We start from the raw sequence: 24694 nt of genomic DNA, 5'->3' as shown, positions 1-24694 counted from the left end.
GGATGCCTTCAGCCGCCATGGCAGAGCAGTTCTGGGATGTGGTGGTGGTTGGCAGCGGAGCTGCCGGCCTGATGGCCTGCCTGGAGTTGCCCAGCCATCTACGCGTTCTGCTGCTGAGCAAAGACAGCGATCCCAGCAGCACCCCCCGATCGGCCAGTCGCTGGGCCCAGGGGGGCATCGCGGCCGTGACCCGGCCCAACGACAGCTTCGCCAGCCACATCGCCGACACTCTGAGCGCCGGTGCCGGCCTGTGCGACCGGGTGGCCGTGGAACTGCTGGTGCAAGAGGCTCCTGCCTGCGTGGAGCGCCTGCTCCAACTGGGCATGGCCTTTGACCGCGACGGCGATGGCCTCAGCACCACCCTCGAAGCCGCCCACAGTCACCGGCGCGTGCTGCATGCCCAGGACCGCACCGGCGGCGCCCTGGTGGATGCCCTAGAGCGGGAGGTGCGACGGCGGCCCCTGCTCGAGCAGCGCATGGGGGTGGTGGCGCTGCAGCTCTGGATGGAGCACGGCCGCTGCGTGGGCCTGCAGGTGCTCGAAGGCAACCAGATCCACTGGCTGGGGGCGCGGGCCGTGGTGCTGGCTACCGGGGGAGGCGGCCACCTGTTTGCCCACACCACCAACCCGAACCTGGCCAGCGGCGATGGGGTGGTGATGGCCTGGCAGGCAGGAGCGGTGGTGCGCGATCTGGAATTCGTGCAATTCCATCCCACAGCCCTGATGCTGCCGGGAGCCCCCCATTTTCTGATCTCCGAAGCCGTGCGCGGCGAAGGGGCCCACCTGGTGGATGGGGCGGGCGACAGCCCTGTGGATGGCCTGCCGGGCGGGGATCTGGCCCCCCGAGACGCCGTTAGCCGAGCCCTGGCCCAGCGCATGCGGGCGCTGGGCGTGGACCATCTCTGGCTTGATTTGCGGCCCGTGGGAGTCCCCCGACTGGAGCAGCAGTTCCCCACGATCCTGGGGCGCTGCCGAGAACTGGGGCTCGACCCCACCCGCGCACCAATCCCCGTGGCGCCCGCCGCCCACTATTGGATGGGGGGCATCTGGACGGATCTGCACGCCGCCAGCAGCCTGCCCGGGCTCTACGCCGTGGGGGAGGTGGCCTGCACCGGCGTACACGGCGCTAACCGTCTGGCCAGCAACTCCCTGATGGAGTGCCTGGTGTTTGCCCGGCAATTGCGAACCATCCACCTGCCGCCCGCACCAGACCAGCCCCGCCCAACCCAACCCGACACCAGCGGGGAACAGGATCTGCCCGAGATGGCCGGGCTGGGCCTACCACAGCTGTGGGCCTTGGAAGCCCAAATCAGCGCCCTACGGGACCTGTGCTGGCAGGTGGCGGGTGTCGAACGCAGTGCCCACGCCTTGGCGCCTGCCCTCTTGAACGTGCGCAGTCAACGCCTGCAGCTGGAAGCCAGCCCTGCCTGGCAGCGGCTCCAGGCGCTCACGCCTGGCCACTCCCTTCAGCTCGCCGCCGCCGACCTGCCAGCCCTGAAAGGGTTGCAGGAGTTGCATCAGCGACTGGTGCTGGCCGGGCTCTTGGTCGAAGCCGCCCTCTTTCGGAGCGAGAGCCGCGGCGGGCACCACCGCACCGATGCCCCCGCAGCCCAGCCCTTCTGGCAGCGCCACACCGACCAGCGACAACACCAACCGCCCTCCACCTCGCCCCTGCTCTGAGCGGGGTTAGGGCACCCGCCCGGTGTATCCAGAGAGCTGGGCCAGCTGGGCCAACGACTTCACACCGGAATCGAGCTTGCCGTTGATCTCCCAGCTGGGAAAACCCTCGATGTTCTTGGTGTCGCAGAGGGCTTTCTGGCTGTTCTGACCATCAGCGGCACATTCCACCAAGGTGAGCTTGGCAGTGGCCTCCTTGCCGAAAAGCTCCTTCTGCTCGTGGCAATGGGGACACCAATAGGCCGTGTACATCACGGCGCCGATGCGGGTGAGATGGTCGGCCAAGCCGATCGCCTCGGGGCTGCTGGCGGTCTCCACGACAGGGGGCACGCCGGCGCCCTGCTCCGCCGCGGGACGATCCACCGAGGCAGCCCAGCCCAGGCCGACCATCGCCACCAGCAGGGCCACAATCACAGCCCGGAACACAACTTGGCCGCGGTCGTCCCATTCACCGCCCACCAGGCTGATCACAAACAGCGCCAGGCTCAGCGTGGCCGACAGCACGCAGAAGAAACAGAAGGCCTGGATCTTCACCACCATCAGCCCCATCAACAGCAGGCTGAACACCGCCATGCCCGTGCTCAGCAGCAGCAACCCCCACCAGCTGCGCTGGGCCAGGGCGGCGCGGGAATCACCGCGTAACACCAGCGGCAACACCGCCAGCACCAGCACGGCCACGTAGGCCAGGCAACCAAACAGGGAGAGGGGCTGGCCCAGCAGGCTGCCCCAGGCGCTGTTCAGCACCTTGTCGCAGCCTTCGGCCCCACCGGGACAACTCAGCGGGCCGAGCAGCCCCCAGCGCTTGAGGGTGATGGCACCGGTGTCGATGGCGCCGATGGTGGCCAGAACAGCCATGGCCACCCGGGCCCAGCGGCGGGCCGGATCGCTGCGGCGCCGGGTGGAATTGAGGCGCTGGCTGAGGCGGGTGGAGGTCACGGCAACGGCAGCATTAACAGCATTCTCGCAGCCCCATCCGCCCACGCCCCCATAGGGTGGAAGGTCGGCTGCCCGGGCCGCTGGGGTCAGATGGATCAGCAAATGATGAGCAAAAAGACCGTTGCCTTCGCCCACCTGGGCTGCGAGAAGAACCGGGTGGATACCGAGCACATGCTCGGTCTTCTGGCCGAAGCCGGCTACGGGGTGAGTGCCGATGAAACCGACGCCACCGTGGTGGTGGTGAACACCTGCAGCTTCATCCAGGAGGCGCGTGAGGAGTCGGTGCGCACCCTGGTGGAGCTGGCAGAGCAAGGCAAGGAGCTGATCATCGCCGGATGCCTGGCCCAGCACTTCCAGGAGGAGCTGCTCGAATCGCTGCCCGAGGCCAAGGCGATCGTGGGCACCGGCGACTACCAGCACATTGTTTCGGTGCTGGAGCGGGTGGAAGCTGGCGAACGGGTGAACCAGGTGAGCGCCAACCCCACCTTCGTGGGCGACGAGCACCTGCCCCGCTACCGCACCACCAGTGAGGCGGTGGCCTACCTGAAGGTGGCGGAGGGCTGCGACTACCGCTGCGCCTTCTGCATCATTCCCCATCTGCGCGGCGACCAGCGCTCCAGGCCGATCGAGAGCATCGTGGCCGAGGCCCAAGCCCTGGCGGCCCAGGGAGTGCAGGAACTGGTGCTGATTAGCCAGATCACCACCAACTACGGCCTCGATCTCTACGGCAAGCCACAGCTGGCTGAGCTGCTGCGGGCGCTGGCAAAGGTGGAGATCCCCTGGATCCGGGTGCACTACGCCTACCCCACCGGCCTCACACCGGAGGTGCTGGCGGCCTACCGCGAGGTGCCCAACGTGCTGCCGTATCTAGATCTGCCGCTGCAGCACAGCCACCCGGAGGTACTGCGGGCGATGAACCGCCCCTGGCAGGCCGAAGTGACCGGCGGCGTGCTGCGCCGCATCCGCGAGCAGCTGCCCGAGGCGGTACTGCGCACCACCTTCATCGTGGGCTTCCCCGGCGAAACGGAGGAACAGTTCCAGCACCTGCTGGATTTCGTGGCCGAGCAGCAGTTCGACCACGTGGGTGTGTTCACCTTCTCGGCTGAAGAGGGGACACCCGCAGCCGAGCTCCCGGATCAGGTGCCTGCCGAGGTGGCCCAGGAGCGTAAAGACCGCCTGATGGCCCTGCAGCAACCCATCGCCGCCGCACGCAATGCCGCCTGGGTGGGCCGCATCGTGGATGTGCTGATTGAGCAGGAAAACCCCAGCACAGGTGAAATGATCGGGCGCTGCGCCCGCTACGCCCCCGAGGTGGATGGCGAGGTGCGGGTGTTTCCCGGCGAAGGCGGCCTCTGCGCCTCTCCAGGCACACTCGTGCCGGTGCGGCTCACCGCCGCCGACACCTACGACCTGATCGGTGAGGTGGTGGGTGCCCGGGCGATGGTGGATGAAGCCCAGGCCTCGCTGCGGGGCTGCGCTTGAGATGGCGTGAGCATCAACGCACCACCTTTCTGGTGGCCTCAGGGCTAAGCACGGCCGGATCCTTTGCCGGTCTCACCGCCAAAGGCTGGATCCTGATGGATGGCAGCGGCAACCCGATGGTGCTGGCCCTGCATTTCGCTGCCCTGGCCATGCCGACATTGCTGGTCAGTGGCCCAGCCGGCGTGGTCACCGACCGACTGGGCTGCGAAACCGTGCTGATCCGCTCCCAGTGGGGGCTGTTCGGGGCCGGCATGCTCGGCGCCATTGCCATTCCCCTCAGCGATGGGGCCCTGCAGATCGGCCTGCTGCTGCTCAGCACCTTGCTGGTGGGCGTTGCCAGCGCCTACGAGCTCACCGCCCGCAACAAATACTGCGCCCTACTGGTGGAAGGTCCTGGCCAATTGGCGCCCTACATCACCAGCTTTTCGGTGGTGTTCAACGTGGGCAAGCTGGTGGGCCCGCCCCTGGGGGGCTGGCTGCTGGCCTGGACGGGGGCGGGACTGGCGCTGGCGATCGATGCCGCCACCTACCTGCTGCCCATCGCTTCAGTGCTGTGGCTGATCAAACCCAACCGAACCCAGGAGCACCGCAGCGTCGCCGGTGCCGGCAGCAGCCTCAGGGCCGCCTGGACAGGCAGTGGGCCGGTTCTGCGGCACGTATTGCGCTACACGGCGCTGGCCTGCCTGGTGGGATTTTTTCACCCAGGCCTGGCGCCGCTGATGGCCCGGGATCTCCTGGGTCCATCCCCCCAGGCCCTGGGCCTGTTCACCAGCGTGCTGGCCGCCGGCAGCATCAGCGGCGGACTCGTGCTGCAACGCCACAGCCGCTGGCTGAGTCAGCGGCCCGCCCTACTGCTGGGCAGCTGCACGGTGGTGACGGCCGCCGCCCAGCTGGCCATGGCCCGCTTCAGCGAACCATCCACAAGCAGCCTGGGGCTAGTGGCCACCTTTGCGATCGGGGCCGGCACCGCCTGCCTGCTGTCGGGGGTGAACCTGATCAGCCAGGTGGGGGCCCCCATGGCGATCCGAGGCCGCATGGCGGGGCTAGGCCAGATCGCCTTCCTCGGCGGTGGCGGGCTGAGTGGATTGCTGGCGGCCACCCTGAGCCTCACGCTGGGACTGCGCGGTACGTTTGCCCTACTGGGAACAGCCGGGCTGGTGCTGGGCTTGATCGAACTGCGTCAGCGGGGCCGATTGCGGCTGGAACTCAGATCAGCTTGATGCCGCGCAGCACGATCGAGGCGGCGATGGCCACGGCCAAACCACCACCAACGAGGCCCAGATAGATCGCGACACCCATGGCTGCCCTGTCAAAGGTTCAGCCATTACAGCAGAAAGCGGGCACCATCAGCCCTTCCGTGAACCACCTAGGCTTGATTCCATTCGAGACGCATCCCAGCGCAGTCCAAGCGCCCTGGTTCAGCCCCTTCCCAGCTCTGCTGCCTGTATGCGCACCCTATTTGTCTACCCCGAGTTCCCGAAAACCTTCTGGAGCTACGAAAAAATCCTCGAGCTGATCGATCGCAAGGTCCTTCTCCCCCCGCTCGGCCTGGTAACGGTGGCGGCCCTGCTGCCCCAGAGCTGGGAGATGAAGCTGGTGGACCGCAATGTGCGCGAGGTCACCGATGTCGAGTGGGACTGGGCAGAGCTGGTGGTGATCTCCGGCATGATCGTGCAAAAGGGCGACATGGCGGTGCAGATCGCCAAGGCCAAACAGCGAGGCATCCCGGTGGCCGTGGGCGGCCCGTTTGCGAGTTCAACCCCGGATGCGCCGGAACTCGATCTGGCCGATTTCAAGATCCTCGACGAGGGCGAAATCACCCTGCCAATGTTCATTGAAGCCCTGGAGCGGGGCGAACGCCAAGGCCGATTCAGCTCCGATGGGGTCAAGCCGGACGTCACCGGAACGCCGATCCCGCGCTTCGACCTGCTCGAGCTGGACGCCTATTCGGAAATGTCGGTGCAGTTCTCCCGAGGCTGCCCCTTCCAGTGCGAGTTCTGCGACATCATCGTGCTGTATGGCCGCAAGCCACGCACCAAAGCGCCAGAGCAACTGGTTGCCGAGCTCCAGTACCTCTACGACCTGGGCTGGCGGCGCTCCGTATTTCTGGTGGATGACAACTTCATCGGCAACAAGCGCAACGTAAAGCTGTTGCTGCCGCTGCTGCGCCAGTGGCAGATCGACCACGGCTACCCCTTCAGCTTCGCTACCGAGGCCTCGGTCGACCTCGCCGCTGACGACGATCTGATGCAGATGATGGTGGAATGTCGCTTTGAGAGCGTCTTCCTCGGCATCGAAACCCCCGACGAATCCAGCCTGGAAACCGCCGGCAAACTTCAGAACACCCGCAGTTCCCTGGAGGATTCGGTCAACAAGATCACGTCCTATGGCCTGCGGGTGATGGCGGGGTTCATCATCGGATTCGATGGCGAAAAAGAAGGGGCTGGGCGCCGGATCGTTGAATTTGTGACGCGCACCGGCATTCCCCACGCGATGATGGGCATGTTGCAGGCTCTCCCCAACACAGCCCTCTGGCATCGCCTTGATAAGGAAGGGCGGCTGATCGAAGGCAAAGCCGCCGCGAAAGGGGTTAACCAGACCAACCTGCTCAACTTCATTCCCACGCGGCCGATTCGTGATATCGCCAATGAATACGTGGATGCCTTTGGCGCGCTCTACGAACCGAATGCTTTCATTGATCGCGTTTATTCGTATTTCCTGAAATTACCGCCCCAGAAATACAAGGAGCTCATCGTTCCGGGCAGCCGTCCGTCGAAGCCTCCCAGCTGGATTGATCTGCGCGCTCTCGGCATCATTCTCTGGCGCCAGGGGGTGAAGCGGAACACGCGGGTGCGCTTCTGGAAAGCCCTCTATGGCATGGCGAAGCACAACCCCAAGCGCTTCACCGGTTTCCTTTCGATCCTGGCCCACAACGAGCATTTCCTCGAATACCGCGCCATCGTGCGCCGCGAAATCGAGGAGCAACTCGCCACCCTGCCGCCTGATCCTCCCAAGGCCCCAGTTGAACCCAGCCGCGAGTTGCAGCCGGCCTGACAGGCCTGAAGCTCTCAGTCCTGCACGCGTTCAGTCCTGCACATAGTCGAGGCCCTGCTCTAGGCAGGCCTCGGCGCGCTGGAGCTCTCGACCGAGATACAGGGCATGATCCAGACGGCTCAGGGGGTGGGGGCCGGATCCCTCCGTGAGGGCCATTCCCAGCTGCTTGGCGGATCGAGCCCGATAAACGGCCACCGGCCGGCGGGGACCACCGCCGCGGCAGCTCAACACCTCACCGGTGTCTGGATCGGTGGCCAGCCCCCGCTCATCAATGCCATTGCCGTAGTGCTCGGCCACCAGCTCGGCCGCCTCCCGATCGATGCGAATCAGGAAATAGCCGGCGGGATCCAGATCGATAAACCGCTGGGAGAGCTGGTCGTCGAGCTCTTGGCGGGTGAAGGGCACATCAGGCATGGGGTGGATCGTAGGAAGCCGTGAAGGGCAACTCGGCATTCATCGCCGCCATGGCCTCAGCCATCTCGGCATTGGCACCTGGCAACCAGCGGCTCAGGATCCCGGCAAAGCGCGGATCACTCCAGCGGTGCAGGCTGACGCGCGGCTGGGCCACAAAGCCACGGCGGCGTTTGTGGCTACCGCCGGCCCCGGGGTCGAACCCACGGATGCCCCGTTCGATCGCCCAGGCGATCGGCGCGTAGTAACAGACCTCGAAGTGCAGGCAGTCGATCTCCTCGTCGCTGCCCCAGTAGCGCCCCCACAGCTGATCGCCGGCATGCACGCACAGCGACATCGCCACAGGCTGCATCGGTTCGCCGCGGTGGGCACTGAACAGCACCAGATGCCGGCGCAGCTCAGGGTCGGTAGCCAGGGCCTCAAAGAACGTCTCGCTCAGGTATTTGCTGCCCCAGGGACCCCAGCGGCTGCAGTGCTGGGCGTAGAAGTCGTGCATGCGCCGCACCAGCGCAGGGGGAATGGCATCCCCCGCCAGCGGGGTGACTGTCAGACTTGCAGCCCCCACCGCCTGGCGCTCCCGCTTGATGTTGCGGCGCTGGTTGGCATTGAAACTGGCCAGGTAGGCGTCGAAATCGCTGTGGCCAGGATTGGTCCACAGGCTCTGCTGGTTGACCCAGGCCGCACAACCGGCCGCCTCAGCCAGGGGCTGCCACTGGGGATCGACATAGAGAAAGTTGCAGCTGAGGATGCCCTGTTGACGGCAGAAGTCATCGATCAGCTCCAGCATCAGGGCCGTGAGCGCGGCAGCGTCTTCAGCCGGATCGATCAGGAAGCGGTAGCCCTGAACCGGGCTCACCGGGCTCATCCCCACCAACTTCGGGTAGTAGCGCAGGCCCAGTTGTCCGGCGAGCTGGGCGAAGCTCTGGTCGAACACAAATTCGCCGTAGCTGTGACCCTTGAGATACAGGGGGGCCACCGCCAGCAACTCCCCACCGCGCCACAGCCCCAGGTGGCAGCTCTGCCATCCCTCGCGCGGCACGATGCTGCCGCTGGCCTCGAGCTGGTGCAGCCAGCGCCAGCGGTAAAACGGCAAGCCCTGGGGGTGGGCGGCAGCCAGCAACGCATCCCAGCGGTGCTCCGGGATCTCCGAGAGGCTCTGATGCCAGCGGGCCTGCAACTCAGCCATGGCTGCTACGACGGCCGACAAGGGGAGGAAGGGGCAAAACTAACCAGAGCTGTGCTGCCCTGGTGCCCCAACTGATGCGTACCCAGTTCGCCCCGGCGCACCTGTTCACGCCCGTGCTGCTGACCAGCCTGCTGCTGCCGGTGCTGCAGCTGATGCGCCCCCAGCTGGAGCAGCGGCTCACAACCGTGTGCGTGGAAACGGCATCCGCCGGCAATGCCAGCCTGGCCGCCAAACTCGAGGCGCCCTGCGCCCAGTTGGCCAAGCCCACCAGCCAGTGCCTGGTGCAGGAAACCGCCTCCGGCGGCCGCAGCCTGGCGGTGTTGGGCGAACTGATCCGCGGCGACTTCGGCGCCGACAGCGAGATGGTGGTGAAACGCTGCCTGGCGCGCATGCTGGGTCTGCCCGCCGGCAGCCTCCAGCACATCCCCCTCAAGGAGCTGGCTCAGGGCTTCGCCAAAACGCGGCGGTAACGCACCAGCAACTCATCGCCCTCCAGGCGCCGATGCTCTTCGAGACGCCAGGCGCCTGCCTGGATCGCCGCCTGCAGCGGCACCCAGCTATGGGGTCCGCCCAGCACCTGGGGGCAGAGGGTGAGCTGCAGCTCCTCGATCCAGCCTTCCGCCAGCAGGCCCGCCGCCAGAGTGGCGCCGCCCAGCACCACCAGCCGCTCCAATCCGGCTGCCTGGAGGGCAGACAGGGCAGCAGACCAACTCTCCAGACCCAGATGCCGGTCACAACCCGGCAAGGGAGGCGCCCCCGCCGGAGCCAGCAACCAGCGCTGCAAGGGCTGCTGCCAGAACGGCAGCTCGGCAGGAATCCGGGCAGTGCGGGTCACCACCAATGCCACCGGCTGGTCGCTGCGGCCGGCAGCGGCCCGCTGAGCCAGCAGGTCGGGGGCATGGATCAGACAGGTGCTGCCGTGGCGCCGCAGGGTTTCGGCACCGATCAGGCAGCCGTCGGCCCAGGCCAGGGCCTCCTCCAGCACCCGACGATCCCCCGCACCGCCAAGCTGGGCAGCGCCACCGTCTGGGGGAGCTAGGCGGCCGTCGAGGCTGACGGCCAGCACCAGTCGCAGCTTTGGTGCCTGCAAAGAGGGCACCAGCAGGTGAGACACCGGCAGCGCTCAGCCGGCCACCAGGGCTTCCAGGGCAGCGGGAACCATCTCCAGCTGGGGGGTTTCAGCAAACACCTCGGCGGCGTTGTTGGGGCTCTCCTGCAGGCGCACCTTGTGGAGCCGGGCGCCGGTGGCGGCGATCGGGGCGCTCAGCAGATCAGCGATATGCAGGGCGATGTTCTCGGCCGTGGGCACAGTGGCAGCGAAATGCTCCACATCTTTGTTGAGGAAGGTGTGGTCGAAGGGCTCCACCACCAGATCGTCGACGAGCCGCTGCAGGGCCGCCAGGTCGCAGACCATGCCGGTGCGGGCATCGATCGGACCTCGCACCGTGACATCGAGCAGGTAATTGTGGCCGTGGCCGTGGGGCCGAGCGCACTTGCCGTAGATCGCCTCGTTCTCGCCCTGGGAGAGCTCGGGCCGGGCCAGGCGATGGGCGGCGGCGAAGTGGGTGCGGATCGAGAGGAAAGCTTCCATGGGAGTCGGGGTGGAGCCGGGGGCGAGCAGATCGACCCAGAGCGTTTCGGTTTCGTGCAGACGCAGCCCCACCAGGGGCAGCTTGGGGGCCAGGCGAGTCCAGATGGCCTGGCAGAGGGCTTCGGTGGTGGGCAGCCGACCCTCCGGGCGGCTCAGATCAAACTCCGGCCAAGCCTCGTTGAGATAGCGGAAATCGAGCTGAGCCGTGACCTCGGCGCGAATGGCGTGCTTCACCTCCGAGAGATTGAGCACCATGCCATCGGCATCCAGGGGCCCACCCATCGCCACGATCAGGGTGTAGTTGTGGCCGTGACCCGGCGCCAGGCTGCAGGGCCCGAAGCGGGCCTGGTTGTCCTCGGGGCTGAGCTCGGGCAACCAATACCGATGACTGGCACTGAAGGTGGCCCGGCGCGTGATTACACAGGGGCGACCGCGACCATGGGTTGGGCCCTGGCCATGGGTTGGGCCCTGGCCATGGGCTGGGCCCTGGCCATGGGCTGGGCCCTGGCCATGGGCTGGGCCTTGGGCGGTTGCAGTGGCCGTCATCGCCCAGGACTGGAGGCCCTCCATCCTAGAAACGGCCAGGGCCGCGGCGTTTGTGCCATCAGAACCTCCCCATGACCACCCCCAGCCACCACGCCCTGGCCCAGCGGCTGCAGGGGCTCAACCTGTATCTGGTCGGCATGATGGGCGCCGGCAAGAGTGCGGTCGGTCGGCCCCTGGCTGAAGCGCTGGGCTACCGGTTTCTCGACGCCGACGACGCCCTCCAGCAGGTGGCGGGCCGCACCATCCCGGAAATCTTCGCCAGCGACGGGGAGCTTGGCTTTCGAGAGCTGGAAACGGCAGTGCTGGGCCAGATCGCTGGCTGGCATTCCCTGGTGGTGGCCACCGGCGGCGGGGTGGTGACCCGGCCGGAAAACTGGGGACACATGCGCCAGGGCGTGGTGGTGTGGCTGGATGCGCCGGCACCGCTGCTGCTGGAGCGGCTCCGAGCCGATCCCACCCCCCGGCCCCTGCTCCAGGCCGACGATCCCGGCGCCCGCCTGGGCGAGCTCCTGGCCCAGCGGCAACCGCTCTACCGCCAGGCCGACCTGCAGGTGCCGCAGGGGGGAGAAGACCCGGCCCAAGTGGCCCAGCAGGTGCTGGCGGCCCTGCCAGCGATTCTCAAAGAGCCAGCCGAAGCCCCCGAAGCCCCGATCCGCCTCCAGAACGGCGACGGTGAGACCACCGCGAACCTGAACTGAGTTCAGCCGGGGGGCTCCAGTCGCACGGCGAACCACTGGATCGACAAGCCTGGGGCGAGCTCGAGTTCGCAGGCCGTTTCCAACAGCCGCTGGGCCTGCTCCGCAGGAGTGGCCAAAGCCGCCAGATCCGCCGGCACCTGCTCCAGGGCCGTGAGCTGGGAAGCGAGCCAGGCCAGGGTTTCGGCAGCCGTGAGAATCCGTTCCTCGCCGGCAGGCTCCAGCACCACGTAATGATCAAGCTCCCGCAACAGGGGATCGGACATGACTGGCGCCCTACTGGCCCCCATCCTGGCGCTGCTGCTGGCGGTCAGTCCCGGCGTGCTGGCGGAGCGGGCCGCCCACTGGCCCGAATGGCGCCTGCCCGCCCCCCTCGAGCGCCCCTCGAACCGACCCGGCCACCAAGACCTCGCCTATCCCGCCTGGATGGAGGGCGGCTGGCAGGTGCGCAGCGACGACCTGGACTACCGGGTGCAGTTCGAACGCAACGCAATCGGCGCGGTGGTGGGAAATAGGGCCTTCAACGCCACGGCGATCGGCCGGGCCCTGCTGGGCAAAGCGCTGCTGCGGGTGACCAACGATCCGGCCAACCCCAACCGCCAGATCGCCGTGCTGACCGGCGATCAGCAGCTGGAATCGACGGTGGTGGGGCGCCGCAGCGAACAGCCGGATCCGACCCACTTCTGGACCGATGAGCTGGCCCTGCAGGTGCTGCATGGCCCCGGCGATCCGCGGGTGAGCCGGGTGGAAACCCTGAGCCGCTACAGCCTCAACCCCAACGGCTCGGTGAGCACCGAGCAGTGGCAGGCCAGCTACCCCTCACCGGCCCTGGGGCTGGCCGCCGCGGCCAGCAGTAACGGCCACTACAGCCTGGAGCTGACGCCCGTTAGCCCCGTCCCGCTTCCACCGCGATCCGATCCCGCCAGCTGAACAGGGGGCCCAGCAGGGGATGGTCGGCGATGCCGCTGACCCCCAGACCCGCCAGGGGCGCGCCGCTGCTGGCTGGAAACTTCAACAACCCCAGCTGGGCCGCCACGGCTAGATCGGCCAACGTCAGGCGGTCGCCCACCAGGTAGGGCTGGTCGGCCACCAACAACGCCAGCTGCTCCAGGTTGGTCTGCAGCTGTTGGCATTCGGCCGTGCCCACCACGCTGGCCACCGCCTCGCCCACGCCGGCCATCACCCCCGCCGGCAGGCTGCTCACCAGCTGACGCAGGGGACCCGGGGTGGAGTCCGGCAACAGAGCGCTGCGCAGCACGGCATCGCTGGCAGCGGCCTGCACCAGGGCCAACCGACAGCCCGCGGCCAGGGCCGTATCAGCCCAGTCTTCGATCAGCAGCACCCGAGCCCGCTCCGCCGGGGCCTCCGGCAGCAGGCGCGGCTCAGGATGGTGCCGCTCGAGGTAGAGCGCAATCGCGGTGGAATCGGCGATCACCTCACTGCCATCCACCAGCACCGGCACCTGGCGCTGGCCCGAAAGGCGGAACAGCTCCAGCTGGCCGATGCCGGGGGTGACCTCCACCACGGTGTAGTCGAGGCGCTTGGCGGCAAGCACGAGCCGCACCTTCTCGCAGAAGGCGGAATGCCTGAACTGGTGCAGCTGCATGTGTCAAACCCCGCCTCTGGGCGGCAGAGTAGCCAGCACGCAGCAGGCACCGACCACTCCGGGCAATGAAGGACTTCTTCCTGAACGTGACGCGCTACCCGCGCTATCTGGTGGCCTTCGGTCTTGGGGTAGCCAATTCGGTGTTCGAACCCCTCGCAGCCCGGGGCCGCAATCCGGTCACGGCAGTGGCCCTGATCGGGGCGGGCGTCAGCGGCATGCTCAGCCTGGTGCTGATCCTGCGTGCGATGGTGAACCCAGCACCGCTGGCATAGCCATGGCACAGAGCCGACGGGTGGAGCGGGTGGCCTCCCTGATCCGCCGCGAAGTGAGTGAGCTGCTGATCGGCGGCATCAAGGACGAGCGGGTCAGCCAGGGCATGGTGAGCGTCACCACAGTGGAGGTGGCCGGCGACCTGCAGCACTGCAAGATCTTCGTGAGCATTTTCGGCAGCGAGGACGACCGCAGCCAGGCCATGGAGGGCCTGCGCTCGGCCAGCGCCTACGTCAAGGGTGAGCTGGGCCGGCGGCTGAAGATGCGCCGCACCCCCGAGGTGGTGTTCGTGCTCGACCGCGGCCTTGAAAAGGGCACCTCGGTGCTGGGCCTTCTCAACCGACTTGAGGAGCAGCGGCAGGAGAAAGGTGAACCGGCCGAGGCCAGTGAGCTCTGAGGCCGACCTGCAGCGGCTGATTCACCAACTGCTGGTGGTGCGAGCCAGCGGCACCCTCGCCGACCACCAACGGGGCTACCCCCGCTGGGAACTTCCCAATGCCCAGATCCGGGCCCTGTTGGAGGCAGGGGTGGGCGGCGTCATTCTGCTGGGCGGCAGCGCAGCGGAGGTGGCTCTGCGTTGCACCCAGCTGCGGCGCTGGGCCAGCCAGCCGCTGCTGCTCTGCGCCGATGTGGAAGAAGGGGTGGGCCAACGCTTTGACGGGGCCACCTGGTTGGTGCCGCCGCTGGCCCTGGGGCGCCTCTACCGGCAGGAGCCGCAGCGGGCAATCGCCCTGGCTGAGCGCTACGGCCGCTGCACCGGCCGGGATGCCCGGGCCCTGGGCCTCAACTGGGTGCTGGGGCCGGTGTGCGACGTCAACAACAATCCCGCCAACCCGGTGATCAACGTGCGGGCCTGGGGCGAAGACCCGATTGCAGCAGGGATGCTGGCGGCGGCCTTCATCCGCGGCGCCCAATCCGAAAAGGTGCTCACCTGCGCCAAGCACTTTCCCGGCCACGGCGACACCAGCAGCGATTCCCATCTCACCCTGCCGCTGCTGCCCCACAGCCGCGAGCGGCTGGCGGCGATCGAACTGCCGCCCTTTGAGCAGGCGATCGCCGCCGGGGTGGCCTCAGTCATGACCGCCCATCTGATGCTGCCCGCCCTTGATCCGGAGCGGCCCGCCACCCTGTCGAAGCCGGTGCTCACCGGGCTGCTGCGCCAGCAGCTGGGCTTTGGCGGGCTGGTGGTAACCGATGCCCTGGTGATGGAGGCGATCACCGGCCGCTACGGCGCCGGTGAAGCGGCGGTGCTGGCCCTGGAGGCCGGCGCCGACCTGGTGCTGATGCCCGCCGATGCCGCGGCCGCCATTGCGGCCATCGCTGAGGCCGTGCACAGCGGCCGACTCAGCCGGGTCCAACTCGAGGCCAGTGCCGAGCGCCGCCGCAGGGCCCTCGCGTGCTGCGCCGAACCGGCAGCCGCACCAGACCCCGAAGCCGCCGCCCAGCCCGACCAGGCCCTGGCCCTAGAGCTGGTGCGCGCCACCCTGGAGGCAAGCCTGGAGACAACGCCGGATGGCGGCGGGCCTGCCACGGACCCGATGGCCGGACAGCCAGGAATCAACCTGATCCGCCTGGATTCGGCCCTGGCCGCCGCCTTTCTGCCCGCCACCGCCCCAGCCCTGAGCCGCCCCGAAGCCCGGGGCTGGCGCAGCGTGCTGCTGGAGAGCCGCAGCCCAGGCCTGTGGAGCGGCGATCCCGATGCCCCGCTCGCCCTGGAGCGGCTGGGCCCGGGGCCGGTGCTGCTGCAGCTGTTTGTGCGGGGCAATCCCTTCCGCGGCAGCGCCGGCAGCGCCGAACCCTGGCCAGCCGCGCTGCGGCAACTGGTGGCGGCGGGGCGGCTGGCCGGCGTGGTGGTGTATGGCTCGCCCTACCTGTGGGAGGAGCTGCGGCCACTGCTGCCCGCGGGGGTTCCGGCGGTTTACAGCCCCGGCCAGATGCCCCTGGCCCAGGCGGAAGCCCTCAACCGGCTGGGCAGGGGGCTGGGGCTGGGGGACACTGACGCCGGCGCCGGCTTCACCGACTGAGCCTGCGCGTTCCTGCATCCGGCGCTCCACCCGGTTTCGGCCCATGCTCAGCCTCTCGATGATCGTGCGCAACGAAGCCGAGCGGCTGGAGCGCTGCCTGGGCTCGGTGGCGGGGTTCGTGGATGAGATGGTGCTGCTCGACACCGGCTCCACGGATGCCACCGTCGCCGTGGCCGAGGCCTGCGGCGCCGTGGTGCACCGGCTGCCCTGGCCGGGTGATTTCGCCCCGGCCCGCAATGCGGCCCTGAAGCACGTGCGCGGCGACTGGGTGCTGGTGCTCGATGCTGATGAATGGCTGCTGCCCGAGGCCCGCGAACCCCTGCGAGAGCTGATGGCGCAGCCGGATCTGCTGCTGATCAACCTGCTGCGGGAGGAGCGGGGGGCGGCTCAGTCGCCCTACTCCAACGTCAGCCGCCTGTTTCGCCGCCATCCGGCCATCCACTGGAGCCGGCCTTACCACTCCATGGTGGATGACAGCGTGCTGGCCCTGCTGGAGCAGGAGCCCCACTGGCGCCTGGCCGATTGCGATGTGCCGGCCCTCGCCCATGACGGCTACAGGCCCGAGCTGCTGGCCAGCGGCGCCAAGGCCGAGCGGTTGCGCCAGGCCATGGAAGCCGACCTGGCCACCCACCCGGGCGACCCCTATGCCTGCGCCAAGCTCGGCAGCCTGGAGGTGAGCCAGGGCAACCGCGAGCGCGGCATCGCCCTGCTGGAGCAGGGACTGGTCCACTGCCCGCCCTTCAGCCATCCCGAGCGCTACGAGCTACTGCTGCACCTGGCCATCGCCCACACCAGCAGCGCCCGGGCCCGCGCCGAGCAGCTCTACCGCCAGGCCCTGGCCCTGCCGCTGCCGCCGCGGCTCACCCTGGCGGCCCGGCTCAACCTGGCCGGGCTGCTGCAGCAGGGTGAGGCGCAGGAGCGTGGGGCCTTGGAGGAGGCCTGCAGCCTCTGCCGCGAAGCCACCACAGCTGCCCCGGAGCTGGCCCTGGGCTGGCTGCATCTGGGGCTGGTCGAGCGGCGGCGGGGCCGGATCCCGGATGCGATCGCGGCCTATCGCGCAGCCCTGCAGCGCGATCCCAACCTGGCCGCCGCCCAACAGAATCTGGCGGTGGCGCTGCTGCTCGGCGGTGACATCCCCGGCGCCCGTTCGGCCTTCCGCCAGGCAATCGCGCTGCTGGTGCAGCAGAACCGCGGAGACGAGGCCGAGGCGCTGCGCCGCCAGGCCGGCACGATGGTCAAGCTGGACGACTGACCCCAGGACTGCACCGCCATGACCATGGCCCCCGAGTTGTCCCTGAGCGGCCGCACCATCGCCGTGACCCGGGCCGAGACCCAGCTGGGGGAAGCCCGGCGCCTGTTCGAGGCGGCCGGCGCCACGGTGGTCGACCTACCCGCGCTGGTGGTGACGCCCCCCGATGAATGGGGGCCCCTCGACGACGCCCTGGCCGAGCTCGACGACTTCCACTGGCTGGTGTTCTCCAGTGGCAATGGGGTGGAGGCCGTTGAGCAGCGGCTGCGCCGCCTGGGCCGTTCCCTGGCCCGGCGCCCCGCCAGCCTGAAGCTGGCCGCCGTGGGCCGCAAAACGGCAGCCCAATTGGAGGCGCTTGGCGCGCCCGCCGATTTCATTCCGCCCAGCTTCGTGGCCGACAGTCTGCTGGAACACTTCCCTGCCTCGGGATGGGGTCTGCGGCTGCTGCTGCCTCGGGTGCAAAGCGGTGGCCGCACCCTCCTGGCAGAAGCCTTCGCCGAGGCTGGAGCCCGGGTGGTGGAGGTGGCGGCCTACGAAACCCGCTGCCCGGAGGGCTTGCCCAGCGCCGCGTTGGCAGCCCTGGAGCAACGGCGCCTCGACGCCATCACCTTCAGCAGCGGCAAAACCGTGAGCCACACCTGCCGGATGCTGGAGGCGGCCTACGGGCCGGCCTGGCCGCGCCAGCTGGATGGGGTGGCCGTGGTGTCGATCGGCCCCCAGACCAGCGACCGCTGCCGGCAGCTGCTGGGCCGGGTGGATGGCGAAGCCGATCCCCACGACCTGGCGGGCCTGGTGGAGGCCTGCAGCCGCAGCCTCAGAGCTCAGCCGTAACCGATTGCTTGCCCTGCCGCAGGGTGAGGCGCCCCTGCTGAACATCAATGCTGGCCACGCTCCAACCCGCCGGCAGCAGTGGGGTGGTGCGACCACCGCGCTGGCCGACCCGCAGGGTGCCGGTCTCGCCCCCGAACTGCACCAGGGCCTCAGGCGTGCCGCCGGAGCGGATCACACCATTGAAAACAAGGCCCGGCGGCAGGCTGAGCCGGTCCGGCGCCGCACCCGCTCCAGCGCCCCCCACCGGCGCAAACGGATCCACCCGGCCGGCGGCGACGGAGGCCACCACCTGGTTGGAACTCGGCAGGGGCGTGAGCCCCGCCAGGGGCCCAGGATCGGCCACCGGCAATGGGGCGGCTGGAGACGACCCAACCGCGGCCGAACGAGGCGGCGGCAGCTGGCTGGACATCTCCGGGGGTTGCTCCCCACCACAGGAGGCCAGCAGCAGCGCAGTGCCTACAGCCACAGCGGCGAACCTAGGCATAACGGGTTTCAACCAGGTCACGGAAACGGTCCAGGTTGGCCTGGAGCTCTTTGGTGACGATCCCCCCCAGGATGCTGGGTTCCATCAGCGGTGCCAAGACCCCCGGCAACTCATAGCTGACACTCAGCTTCACCGCCGTCAGTTGGGGGGCTTGGGGATAGAAGCGCACCGCCCCTTTGGTGGGAAGGCCTCCCACCGACTCCCAGTGCAACTGCTGGGCCTCCACCCGTTGGCTGATCCGGGCCTTCCAATGGAAGCGAAAGCCCTGGGCCGCCAGGGTCCAGTCGGTGAGATCGGGGTCGTTCGGTTCGGTCACCACCGACTCGATCCAGCGCATCCATTCAGGCATGGACTCCAGGTCACTCCACACCTCCCACACCTGCTCAACCGAGGCCCGGATGTCCGTGGTGACGCTGTGCTCGAGCCAACGGCCCATGGAATCTCCTACGCAACAGAGGTGTTGGTGGCCAGGGCCACCGGGCGGTCCAGGATCGCCGCAGCGGCCAGACGTCCACTCATGGTGGCGCCTTCCATCGAATCGATGTAGTCCTGTTTGGTGTAGCTACCGGCCAGAAAGAAGTTGCTCACCGGTGTGCGCTGCTCCGGTCGGTAGGGCTCCATACCCGGCGCCTCCCGATACAGCGACTGGGCCAGCTTCACCACGTTGCTCCACACCAGCGTGAGCCCCGCAGCGGAGGGGAACAACCGGCGCACCTGGGCATCGGTGGCGGCCACGATCTCCTCGGTTTTCTTGGGGATCCAGGGATCGCCAGGGGTGAGCACGCACTGCAGCAGGGAGCCCAGGCCCTGCTTGCGGTAGTCCTCCGGGCTGGCCAGGGCCAGATCGGCGAAGCAGCTGAAGTCGGCGTCGGCGGTGTAGAGGAGATTGTTGAGGCCAGCGGGATGACTGAGATCGCCGCGGGCGGTCTGCGCGGCGGGGGAGTCGCCCAGTTCAGTCACCCAGCCGTCGTAGCGCAGCTGCACGGTGGCCACCGGCACCGCTTCGAGTTGGTAGAGGTTGTCGAACAGGCTGTGGCAGCGCCAGGCCTCAGGGATCATCCGCTGGATGCCGGGCACATCGCAGGCGGCCAGGTAGGCATCGGCCTGCACCTGGATTTCACCCTCAGGGGTGCCCAGGGTGAGGCCGGTGACACGGGTGTTGGCGCCAGGGGTGGCGCCAGCCTCTTCGTAGTGGATCTCGGTGACCCGGTGGCGCAGGTGCAGCCGGCCGCCGCGCTGCTGGATGTAGTCGAAGATCGGGCCGGTGAGCCAGCGGTGGGGCGAACCCTTGAGCAGGTTGAGCTTGGAGGCCTCGGTTTTGGACGCAAACATCATGAAGATGGTGAGCATGCAGCGGGCCGAGATCGCCTCGCAGTCGATGAAGCCCAGGGCATAGGCGATCGGATTCCACATCCGCTCGATGCTCTGTTGGCTGCCGCCATGGCCCACAAACCACTCCTGGAAGCTGATGCGATCCAGCTCACGGATCGTCTTCATGGCGCCCTCGTAGTCGACCAGGCCGCGCACGATGGGGCTGGTGCCCAGAGCCAGGGCGTTGCGCAGCTTGTCGACCCAGTCGAGCTGGGGTGTGGTGAAGAAGGCCTTCAAGCCGTTGAAGGGAGCGCCGAGGGCGAAGCGGAAATCCAGCTCACGCAGGTCGCCGCCCGTGTTCACGAACAGGTGGGTGTGGTCCTTGGGCAGCAGGTTGTCGATCGCCCCCACCTTGCGCAGCAGGGCGAAGAGGTTGGCGTAGTTGAAAAAGAACACATGCAACCCCATCTCGATGTGGTTGCCGCCCTCATCCACCCAGCTGCCCACCTTGCCGCCCATGAACGGCCGGGCCTCGTAAAGATCCACCTGGTGGCCGGCATCCACCAGATCCACAGCCGCCGCCAAGCCGGCCAGTCCTGAACCCACGATGGCGACGCGCACCCTGCTGCTCCTTGAGTGGGAACGACTCTATGGAGCGGGCCAGCCCGGCAGCGGCTGGGCTGGCTCCATACAGTGGCGGCAACAGGCCCACGCCCCCGATCACCCGCCCATGATGAGCAGCGAGATCGCCGAAGCCCAGGCCGCAACCGACGCGGCCCCCCAGGCCACCTTCACCGCCAGAGATGGCAAAGGCATCCAGATCACCGAGCCGGCCATGAAGCAGCTCGCCGCCCTGATGCAGCAGCAGGGCCCAGACAAGGTGTTGCGGGTGGGCGTGCGCTCGGGGGGCTGCAGCGGCATGAGCTACACGATGGATTTCATCGATCCCGCCGAGATCCGCAGCGACGACGAGCGCTACACCTATGAGCCCACTGGGGCGCCCAGCTTCGAGGTGGTGTGCGACCCGAAAAGCCTCCTCTACATCTACGGGATGCAGTTGGATTTCTCCAGTGCCCTGATCGGCGGCGGCTTCAATTTCACCAACCCCAACGCCACCCAGACCTGCGGCTGCGGCAGTTCGTTTGCGGTGTAGGCCGTGGCCAAGCTCCTGAACGCAGACCTCGCCGCTGATCGTGGAGCTGACCAACAAGGTGGCAATCTGAGTCCACGATCAGGCCTGTCACTGCGCCATGACCTCCCCCGAAGCCACCACCGAGGAAGCCCCCTCCCTGTTTGACCAGGCCATGGAGCGCTACCAACAAGGGAGCGCGCCGGCAGAGCTGATCGACAGCTTCCTCGCCATCACCGAACAGGCCCCCGGACAGTCGGCTGGCTGGACCTGCCTGGCCTGGCTGCAGCTGCTCGACGACCAGCCCCAGGCAGCCCTGCGCTCCGCCAAGACGGCCGTTCGCCTCAATCCCCAGGACCCCCAGGCCCGCATCAATCTGAGCCTGGCCATGCTCGAAACCGGAGCCAAGGGTGTACGCGAGCACATCGAAATCGTGCAACGGGTGATGACGATGGCGCCGGAGATGGCCGAAGAACTGCAGGAGTCGATCGCCGATGGCCTCCAGCGCAAACCGGGCTGGAAGGCGATGGGCAAGGTGAAGGCCTGGCTGGCGGCTTGAAACCGGTTCTGCTGCTCAGCAACGGCCACGGGGAGGACCTCAGCGGCGCCCTGGTGGCTGCCCAACTGATCCAGCAAGGCATTTCCGTGACAGCCCTGCCCCTGGTGGGTCATGGCAACCCCTATCGCCAGCTGGGGGTGCCGGTGCTGGGGCGCACCCGCAGCTGCAGCACCGGCGGCCTGGGCTACACCAGCCTGGCCGGACGCTTCAGCGAGCTGCTGGAAGGCCAACTGCTCTACGTTCTGGGCCGGCTGCTGCTGCTGCGCCTCCACCGGCGGCACTACGGGCTGGTGGTGGCCGTGGGCGATGTGCTGGCGGTGCTGGGGGGCTGGCTGTCGGGGCTACCCACCGCCGTGTATTTGGTTGCCTACTCGAGCCACTACGAGGGCCGCCTGCGGCTGCCCTGGCCCTGCGGCTGGCTGCTGGGTCGGCCCAGCATCCGGGCGATCTGGAGCCGCGATTCCCTCACCGCCACCGACCTGGTGCAGCAACTGGCGCGGCCAGTGCACTTTCTGGGCAATCCCTTCCTCGATGTGGTGAGCGCGGCCAACCCCCACAGGCAGCAGCACCCGCCGGACGCGGTAGCGGCGGGCCTGGAACTGGCGCTGGTGCCGGGCAGCCGCCTGCCGGAAGCAGCCCGCAACCTGGGCCTGATGCTGCAGGTGTTGGCGCTGTTGCCGGACAACTGGATGCAAGTCCAGGGGCTGCGGCTACGGGCCGCCCTGGTGCCCGACCTGGACCGCCGCCGCATCGCCCAACTGGGGCAGAGCCTCGGCTGGCGGCTGGAGGGGGAGGATCGCCTGGTGCGCGGCCCGCTGCTGCTGGAGCTGGGCTGGGGGCAGTTCACCGAGATCCTGCGCGGCGCGGCGCTGGTGCTGTGCACCGCCGGCACGGCCGCCGAACAGGCGGTGGGGCTGGGCAAGCCGGTGTTGCAGCTGGCGGGGCGGGGCCCTCAGTTCACGGCGGGCTTTGCCGAAGCCCAGCGCCGGCTGCTGGGCCCCGGCGTGCACTGCGCCCCCGGCCCCAGTGGCCAGGCCCGCACCCTGGCCACCTCGGCCCACCTGGTGCAGACCCTGCTGGATCAGCAGCGCGATCCCCACCACGGCCCCCGATTGCAGCGAGAGCTGGCGGCCATCGGCCTGGAGCGGATCGGCAGGCCGGGCGGCAGTGCCGCGATGGCCTCGGCGATCATGGAGCTTCTGGCGGATCCTGCCGCCCTCCCCTCCCCGAATCGGCCATGACGGCGCCCGACTCTTCTCCAGGCCTGCTGCGGCAGCTCAAAGGCGCCATGGACACGGTGCTGGTGGTGGATGTGTTTGTGGTGATCGCCGGAGCCCTCTGGTTTGCCACGGCGGTGGTGTTGCACAGCCAGAAGGTGGAAGCCCCATTGGAGCTGTTTCAGCGGCTGTGGGAGCCGCTGTTCACCCCGGCGATCGGGCTGCTGATGGGGGCCGCCCTGCTCAGTGGGCTGCTGGGCTGGTGGCAGCAGCGAGGGCAGCGTTGAGCTGGGGGTATTGGTAGGCAAAGCCCTGGGCCTGTAGACGTTCAGGCAGCACCTGCTGACCCTCGAGCACCACCTGGGCACCGTCACCGAGCAGCAGTTGCAGGAGCGGCCCAGGCACGGGCAACAGGCTGGGCCGGCCCAGGGCCTGCCCCAGAGCACGGGCGAAGCTGCCCATGGTGGTGCGCTCCGGGCTCACGGCGTTGTAGACCCCGCTGAACGAGACGTCCTCCAGGGCGGTGGCGATCAGGCGGCAGAGGTCGTGGCGGTGAATCCAGCTCATCCACTGGCGACCGGAGCCCACGGGGCCGCCGAAGCCCATCCGAAACACCGGCAGCATCTTGCCGAGAGCACCGCCATCGGGGCCCAGCACGATGCCGATGCGCAGCTTCACAACCCGACAGCCAACGGGGGCCTGATCGGAGGCGTCTTCCCAGCGCTGGCAGATTTCGGCCAGAAAGTCGTTGCCGGCCGGGCTGGTTTCCTGGAAGCGGGCCTCCAGGCTGGTGCCGTAGAAGCCCACGGCCGATCCGTTCACCAGCACCCCCGGGGGCGTCTCAAGCCGCGCCATGGACGCCACCAGCAGCTCGGTGGTGCGCACGCGGCTCTGTAGCAACACGTCGCGGTGGGCCGGCGTCCAGCGGCGCTCAGCGATCGGCTCGCCAGCCAGGTTCACCACGCCATCGGACTGGGACACAGCCACGTCGAGGCCGTTGTGGGCCCAGTTGGCGGGATCGGCGGGATCAAAGTGGAGGCAGGCGAGACGCTTGCCCACCAGGGCCGGGAAGGGCTGAGCCTGACGGCTCACCAAGGTCACTTCGTGACCAAGCTCGAGCAGAAAGGGAACAAGCTCCCGGCCGACGAACCCCGAGCAACCCAGCAGCAGCAGGCGCATCCTTCCTCTCTCGCGTTCTTGGACGATAGGCATCGAAGCCTGGCCTGCGCCGCCGGCCTTAGCCTGTGGCCAACTGGAGTTCTTGCCATGGCTGACGCCCCCGCTGCCGCCGGCTCTGCCACTGCCGCCCCCGCCGCTCCTCCCAGCCAGCCGGCACTGAAGAAAGGCAGCCTGGTGCGGATCAACCGTACGGCCTACGCCGGCAGCCTGGAGGCGAGCGCCAGCGATGGCCTGCCGGGCTATGTGATCGAGGGGCCCGGCGAGATCCTGGCGATCAAGGGCGACTACGCCCAGCTGCGTTGGCGCCGGCCGGTGCCGGATGTGTGGCTGCGCCTGGATCAACTGGAGGACTTCACCGCTTGAAGGCCCTGCGCCAATCCTGCACCCTGACCACTCTTTGCCGACTGTTTGCCCTGATGCTGGTGGCTTGGCAGCCGTTCCCCTGGGAATATCGGGTAACGCTGGTGGGTTAAGCCCTGCAGCACTTGGCCATCAGCCTACGGGGTGCTTCCCCGCCCTGGCGGAGCCGGCAAAACGGCTTAGCAGAAATCGCCTCAGTCGCCCTCATGACCCTGGCAGGGCTGAGTGTGCTTGATGGACTGCGCAACCGCCCCGATCACCAGTAGCTGTAGACCGGCCCAGTGGTGGTGATCGCCGCCTTGATTGGCGATGGACTGCTGCAGGCCTTCACGGGCGCCGATGTGTTTGGCATCAGGCCACCGGAGAGATTCATCACAGGTCCATTTCGACCCAACGCTATTTTGGGAATCGTCCTAAGCATTCTCATGCCCCTTCCGCTCTGGAGCCCTCTAAAAAACCACAACCATTGGGGAATCTGGCTGCCAACAGGAACGCTTGTGACGATCATCCATACCTGTTAGCACAACAATCTATTGCTTGCGCTACTTGGATAGGCCTCACTTTCAAGCCTTTGGAAGATACGGGGTCAACCAATCTTAAAGTCTCTCTTACAGCGGCTCTTGCCAGCGCCTATTCACTCTGCAACGCTTTAACAAAGAGCTGGCGACATGACTTGGCTAGCTCCGGGGGCCATATCTAGCCTACTGAAAGCCACACATCACCAAAGCCGCGCGCCCACAACGAACCACTAGGGGCAATTAACACCTTAAGTAGGGACTCCTGAAAAAGCTTCCAGCAAGCTGCCTTGATTTCAGCCAAGAGACATGGGTGCAGGAAGCTCGCTAGATCGGTTATGCAGTGACGAGCAATTCTTCTGTTTCAAGCCATAGAATATCCC

Annotated in this window: 29 protein-coding genes; 17 read left to right on the top strand and 12 right to left on the bottom strand. The window is 67.8% G+C overall.

From position 1 onward, the window contains the following. Positions 1-2: 2 nt before the first annotated feature. Positions 3-1679: an L-aspartate oxidase gene (nadB, locus tag KBY57_RS13610; protein ID WP_254996431.1), complete on the top strand. Its 1677-nt coding sequence runs from the start codon at positions 3-5 to the stop codon at positions 1677-1679. Between the two features lie 6 nt (positions 1680-1685). On the opposite strand, the gene KBY57_RS13605 is transcribed toward nadB, so the two are convergent. Then, positions 1686-2612, bottom strand: a complete 927-nt coding sequence (locus tag KBY57_RS13605) for a vitamin K epoxide reductase family protein (RefSeq protein WP_254996430.1) — start codon at positions 2610-2612, stop codon at positions 1686-1688. Between the two features lie 105 nt (positions 2613-2717). On the opposite strand from KBY57_RS13605, the gene rimO reads away from it, so the two are divergent. Together rimO and KBY57_RS13595 are read left to right on the top strand one after the other, a co-directional pair. Then, positions 2718-4094, top strand: a complete 1377-nt coding sequence (rimO, locus tag KBY57_RS13600; RefSeq protein WP_254996429.1) for a 30S ribosomal protein S12 methylthiotransferase RimO — start codon at positions 2718-2720, stop codon at positions 4092-4094. Then, positions 4091-5314 (top strand): MFS transporter, encoded by a 1224-nt coding sequence (locus tag KBY57_RS13595; RefSeq protein WP_409996459.1) that lies wholly within the window; start codon positions 4091-4093, stop codon positions 5312-5314. The genes rimO and KBY57_RS13595 overlap by 4 nt, the downstream gene beginning before the upstream one ends. Here KBY57_RS13595 and KBY57_RS13590 read toward each other — a convergent pair. Then, positions 5301-5393 carry a cytochrome B6 gene (locus KBY57_RS13590; RefSeq protein ID WP_094561510.1) on the bottom strand — a complete coding sequence of 31 codons (93 nt, stop codon included), beginning with the start codon at positions 5391-5393 and terminating at the stop codon, positions 5301-5303. The two genes, KBY57_RS13595 and KBY57_RS13590, sit on opposite strands and share 14 nt — an antisense overlap. A 147-nt stretch (positions 5394-5540) precedes the next feature. Between KBY57_RS13590 and KBY57_RS13585 the strand changes: the two genes are divergently transcribed. Beyond that, entirely contained in the window at positions 5541-7148 is a 1608-nt protein-coding gene (locus KBY57_RS13585) for a B12-binding domain-containing radical SAM protein (protein WP_254996428.1), read from the top strand. A 30-nt stretch (positions 7149-7178) separates the two neighbouring features. Here KBY57_RS13585 and KBY57_RS13580 read toward each other — a convergent pair whose 3' ends face one another. After that, positions 7179-7562: a DUF4346 domain-containing protein gene (locus tag KBY57_RS13580; protein WP_254996427.1), complete on the bottom strand. Its 384-nt coding sequence runs from the start codon at positions 7560-7562 to the stop codon at positions 7179-7181. After that, positions 7555-8745, bottom strand: coding sequence for a GNAT family N-acetyltransferase (locus KBY57_RS13575; protein WP_254996426.1), 1191 nt, complete (start codon positions 8743-8745; stop codon positions 7555-7557). The genes KBY57_RS13580 and KBY57_RS13575 overlap by 8 nt, the downstream gene beginning before the upstream one ends. 74 nt (positions 8746-8819) lie before the next feature. Here KBY57_RS13575 and KBY57_RS13570 point away from each other — a divergent pair, with 74 nt between their 5' ends. Further along, on the top strand, positions 8820-9215 hold the full coding sequence (locus tag KBY57_RS13570; RefSeq protein ID WP_254996425.1) for a hypothetical protein: 396 nt from the start codon (positions 8820-8822) through the stop codon (positions 9213-9215). On the opposite strand, the gene KBY57_RS13565 is transcribed toward KBY57_RS13570, so the two are convergent. Next, on the bottom strand, positions 9188-9859 hold the full coding sequence (locus KBY57_RS13565) for a RibD family protein (RefSeq protein WP_254996423.1): 672 nt from the start codon (positions 9857-9859) through the stop codon (positions 9188-9190). The two genes, KBY57_RS13570 and KBY57_RS13565, sit on opposite strands and share 28 nt — an antisense overlap. A gap of 9 nt (positions 9860-9868) precedes the next feature. After that, positions 9869-10882: a 6-pyruvoyl trahydropterin synthase family protein gene (locus KBY57_RS13560; RefSeq protein ID WP_254996421.1), complete on the bottom strand. Its 1014-nt coding sequence runs from the start codon at positions 10880-10882 to the stop codon at positions 9869-9871. A 71-nt stretch (positions 10883-10953) separates the two neighbouring features. Between KBY57_RS13560 and KBY57_RS13555 the strand changes: the two genes are divergently transcribed. Beyond that, on the top strand, positions 10954-11580 hold the full coding sequence (locus tag KBY57_RS13555) for a shikimate kinase (protein WP_254996420.1): 627 nt from the start codon (positions 10954-10956) through the stop codon (positions 11578-11580). A gap of 2 nt (positions 11581-11582) precedes the next feature. Here the strand turns inward: KBY57_RS13555 and KBY57_RS13550 are convergent, their stop codons facing one another. Further along, entirely contained in the window at positions 11583-11843 is a 261-nt protein-coding gene (locus KBY57_RS13550; protein WP_254996419.1) for a chlororespiratory reduction protein 7, read from the bottom strand. Between KBY57_RS13550 and KBY57_RS13545 the strand changes: the two genes are divergently transcribed. Continuing rightward, on the top strand, positions 11842-12507 hold the full coding sequence (locus tag KBY57_RS13545) for a DUF6816 family protein (RefSeq protein WP_254996418.1): 666 nt from the start codon (positions 11842-11844) through the stop codon (positions 12505-12507). The genes KBY57_RS13550 and KBY57_RS13545 overlap by 2 nt on opposite strands. On the opposite strand, the gene KBY57_RS13540 is transcribed toward KBY57_RS13545, so the two are convergent. After that, positions 12464-13183, bottom strand: coding sequence for a glutathione S-transferase family protein (locus KBY57_RS13540; RefSeq protein WP_254996417.1), 720 nt, complete (start codon positions 13181-13183; stop codon positions 12464-12466). The genes KBY57_RS13545 and KBY57_RS13540 overlap by 44 nt on opposite strands. 65 nt (positions 13184-13248) lie before the next feature. On the opposite strand from KBY57_RS13540, the gene KBY57_RS13535 reads away from it, so the two are divergent. The 5 genes from KBY57_RS13535 to KBY57_RS13515 are packed head-to-tail and all read left to right on the top strand — an operon-like array spanning position 13249 to position 17557. After that, on the top strand, positions 13249-13455 hold the full coding sequence (locus tag KBY57_RS13535) for a DUF751 family protein (RefSeq protein ID WP_254988769.1): 207 nt from the start codon (positions 13249-13251) through the stop codon (positions 13453-13455). Between the two features lie 2 nt (positions 13456-13457). Beyond that, positions 13458-13850 (top strand): 30S ribosome-binding factor RbfA, encoded by a 393-nt coding sequence (gene rbfA, locus KBY57_RS13530; protein WP_254996416.1) that lies wholly within the window; start codon positions 13458-13460, stop codon positions 13848-13850. Continuing rightward, positions 13840-15477 carry a glycoside hydrolase family 3 N-terminal domain-containing protein gene (locus tag KBY57_RS13525; RefSeq protein WP_254996415.1) on the top strand — a complete coding sequence of 546 codons (1638 nt, stop codon included), beginning with the start codon at positions 13840-13842 and terminating at the stop codon, positions 15475-15477. Before rbfA ends, KBY57_RS13525 begins: the two co-directional genes overlap by 11 nt. Positions 15478-15520: 43 nt before the next feature. Beyond that, positions 15521-16729, top strand: coding sequence for a glycosyltransferase (locus tag KBY57_RS13520; protein WP_254996414.1), 1209 nt, complete (start codon positions 15521-15523; stop codon positions 16727-16729). 18 nt (positions 16730-16747) lie between these two features. Continuing rightward, positions 16748-17557 carry a uroporphyrinogen-III synthase gene (locus tag KBY57_RS13515; RefSeq protein ID WP_254996413.1) on the top strand — a complete coding sequence of 270 codons (810 nt, stop codon included), beginning with the start codon at positions 16748-16750 and terminating at the stop codon, positions 17555-17557. Here the strand turns inward: KBY57_RS13515 and KBY57_RS13510 are convergent. Genes KBY57_RS13510 through zds form a run of 3 tightly spaced genes read right to left on the bottom strand, consistent with a single transcriptional unit; the run spans position 17541 to position 19973 of the window. Next, positions 17541-18023, bottom strand: a complete 483-nt coding sequence (locus tag KBY57_RS13510; RefSeq protein ID WP_254996412.1) for a hypothetical protein — start codon at positions 18021-18023, stop codon at positions 17541-17543. The two genes, KBY57_RS13515 and KBY57_RS13510, sit on opposite strands and share 17 nt — an antisense overlap. 10 nt (positions 18024-18033) lie before the next feature. Next, positions 18034-18477, bottom strand: a complete 444-nt coding sequence (locus tag KBY57_RS13505) for an SRPBCC family protein (RefSeq protein ID WP_094561525.1) — start codon at positions 18475-18477, stop codon at positions 18034-18036. A gap of 8 nt (positions 18478-18485) precedes the next feature. Further along, on the bottom strand, positions 18486-19973 hold the full coding sequence (gene zds / locus KBY57_RS13500) for a 9,9'-di-cis-zeta-carotene desaturase (protein WP_254996411.1): 1488 nt from the start codon (positions 19971-19973) through the stop codon (positions 18486-18488). 112 nt (positions 19974-20085) lie between these two features. Between zds and KBY57_RS13495 the strand changes: the two genes are divergently transcribed. The 4 genes from KBY57_RS13495 to KBY57_RS13480 all read left to right on the top strand — a co-directional run bounded on the left by KBY57_RS13495 (position 20086) and on the right by KBY57_RS13480 (position 22544). After that, positions 20086-20505, top strand: coding sequence for a HesB/IscA family protein (locus KBY57_RS13495; RefSeq protein WP_254996437.1), 420 nt, complete (start codon positions 20086-20088; stop codon positions 20503-20505). 97 nt (positions 20506-20602) lie between these two features. Further along, on the top strand, positions 20603-21040 hold the full coding sequence (locus KBY57_RS13490; RefSeq protein WP_254996410.1) for a hypothetical protein: 438 nt from the start codon (positions 20603-20605) through the stop codon (positions 21038-21040). Further along, entirely contained in the window at positions 21037-22281 is a 1245-nt protein-coding gene (locus tag KBY57_RS13485) for a lipid-A-disaccharide synthase-related protein (RefSeq protein WP_254996409.1), read from the top strand. Before KBY57_RS13490 ends, KBY57_RS13485 begins: the two co-directional genes overlap by 4 nt. Next, positions 22278-22544, top strand: a complete 267-nt coding sequence (locus tag KBY57_RS13480) for a hypothetical protein (RefSeq protein ID WP_254996408.1) — start codon at positions 22278-22280, stop codon at positions 22542-22544. Before KBY57_RS13485 ends, KBY57_RS13480 begins: the two co-directional genes overlap by 4 nt. Here KBY57_RS13480 and KBY57_RS13475 read toward each other — a convergent pair. Beyond that, positions 22501-23436 (bottom strand): TIGR01777 family oxidoreductase, encoded by a 936-nt coding sequence (locus tag KBY57_RS13475; protein WP_254996407.1) that lies wholly within the window; start codon positions 23434-23436, stop codon positions 22501-22503. The two genes, KBY57_RS13480 and KBY57_RS13475, sit on opposite strands and share 44 nt — an antisense overlap. 87 nt (positions 23437-23523) lie before the next feature. Between KBY57_RS13475 and KBY57_RS13470 the strand changes: the two genes are divergently transcribed. Beyond that, positions 23524-23799, top strand: a complete 276-nt coding sequence (locus KBY57_RS13470) for an NAD(P)H-quinone oxidoreductase subunit O (RefSeq protein WP_254996406.1) — start codon at positions 23524-23526, stop codon at positions 23797-23799. Positions 23800-24694 lie beyond the last annotated feature (895 nt).

Origin of the sequence: Cyanobium sp. Aljojuca 7D2, from assembly GCF_024346415.1 — a bacterium.
Classification (GTDB): Bacteria; Cyanobacteriota; Cyanobacteriia; order PCC-6307; family Cyanobiaceae; genus Cyanobium_A.
The sequence above is the reverse complement of the archived record's forward strand: the minus strand, read 5'-3'. Positions and strand labels throughout refer to the sequence as shown.

Excerpts from the sequence above, each read along its gene's own strand:
- nadB (WP_254996431.1), top strand. The coding sequence starts at position 3 with ATGCCTTCAGCCGCCATGGCAGAGCAGTTCTGGGATGTGGTGGTGGTT.
- rimO (WP_254996429.1), top strand. The coding sequence starts at position 2,718 with ATGAGCAAAAAGACCGTTGCCTTCGCCCACCTGGGCTGCGAGAAGAAC.
- KBY57_RS13590 (WP_094561510.1), bottom strand. The coding sequence starts at position 5,393 with ATGGGTGTCGCGATCTATCTGGGCCTCGTTGGTGGTGGTTTGGCCGTG.
- KBY57_RS13585 (WP_254996428.1), top strand. The coding sequence starts at position 5,541 with ATGCGCACCCTATTTGTCTACCCCGAGTTCCCGAAAACCTTCTGGAGC.
- KBY57_RS13580 (WP_254996427.1), bottom strand. The coding sequence starts at position 7,562 with ATGCCTGATGTGCCCTTCACCCGCCAAGAGCTCGACGACCAGCTCTCC.
- KBY57_RS13575 (WP_254996426.1), bottom strand. The coding sequence starts at position 8,745 with ATGGCTGAGTTGCAGGCCCGCTGGCATCAGAGCCTCTCGGAGATCCCG.
- KBY57_RS13570 (WP_254996425.1), top strand. The coding sequence starts at position 8,820 with ATGCGTACCCAGTTCGCCCCGGCGCACCTGTTCACGCCCGTGCTGCTG.
- KBY57_RS13560 (WP_254996421.1), bottom strand. The coding sequence starts at position 10,882 with ATGACGGCCACTGCAACCGCCCAAGGCCCAGCCCATGGCCAGGGCCCA.
- KBY57_RS13555 (WP_254996420.1), top strand. The coding sequence starts at position 10,954 with ATGACCACCCCCAGCCACCACGCCCTGGCCCAGCGGCTGCAGGGGCTC.
- KBY57_RS13545 (WP_254996418.1), top strand. The coding sequence starts at position 11,842 with ATGACTGGCGCCCTACTGGCCCCCATCCTGGCGCTGCTGCTGGCGGTC.
- KBY57_RS13550 (WP_254996419.1), bottom strand. The coding sequence starts at position 11,843 with ATGTCCGATCCCCTGTTGCGGGAGCTTGATCATTACGTGGTGCTGGAG.
- KBY57_RS13540 (WP_254996417.1), bottom strand. The coding sequence starts at position 13,183 with ATGCAGCTGCACCAGTTCAGGCATTCCGCCTTCTGCGAGAAGGTGCGG.
- KBY57_RS13535 (WP_254988769.1), top strand. The coding sequence starts at position 13,249 with ATGAAGGACTTCTTCCTGAACGTGACGCGCTACCCGCGCTATCTGGTG.
- rbfA (WP_254996416.1), top strand. The coding sequence starts at position 13,458 with ATGGCACAGAGCCGACGGGTGGAGCGGGTGGCCTCCCTGATCCGCCGC.
- KBY57_RS13520 (WP_254996414.1), top strand. The coding sequence starts at position 15,521 with ATGCTCAGCCTCTCGATGATCGTGCGCAACGAAGCCGAGCGGCTGGAG.
- KBY57_RS13515 (WP_254996413.1), top strand. The coding sequence starts at position 16,748 with ATGACCATGGCCCCCGAGTTGTCCCTGAGCGGCCGCACCATCGCCGTG.
- KBY57_RS13505 (WP_094561525.1), bottom strand. The coding sequence starts at position 18,477 with ATGGGCCGTTGGCTCGAGCACAGCGTCACCACGGACATCCGGGCCTCG.
- KBY57_RS13495 (WP_254996437.1), top strand. The coding sequence starts at position 20,086 with ATGAGCAGCGAGATCGCCGAAGCCCAGGCCGCAACCGACGCGGCCCCC.
- KBY57_RS13490 (WP_254996410.1), top strand. The coding sequence starts at position 20,603 with ATGACCTCCCCCGAAGCCACCACCGAGGAAGCCCCCTCCCTGTTTGAC.
- KBY57_RS13480 (WP_254996408.1), top strand. The coding sequence starts at position 22,278 with ATGACGGCGCCCGACTCTTCTCCAGGCCTGCTGCGGCAGCTCAAAGGC.
- KBY57_RS13475 (WP_254996407.1), bottom strand. The coding sequence starts at position 23,436 with ATGCGCCTGCTGCTGCTGGGTTGCTCGGGGTTCGTCGGCCGGGAGCTT.
- KBY57_RS13470 (WP_254996406.1), top strand. The coding sequence starts at position 23,524 with ATGGCTGACGCCCCCGCTGCCGCCGGCTCTGCCACTGCCGCCCCCGCC.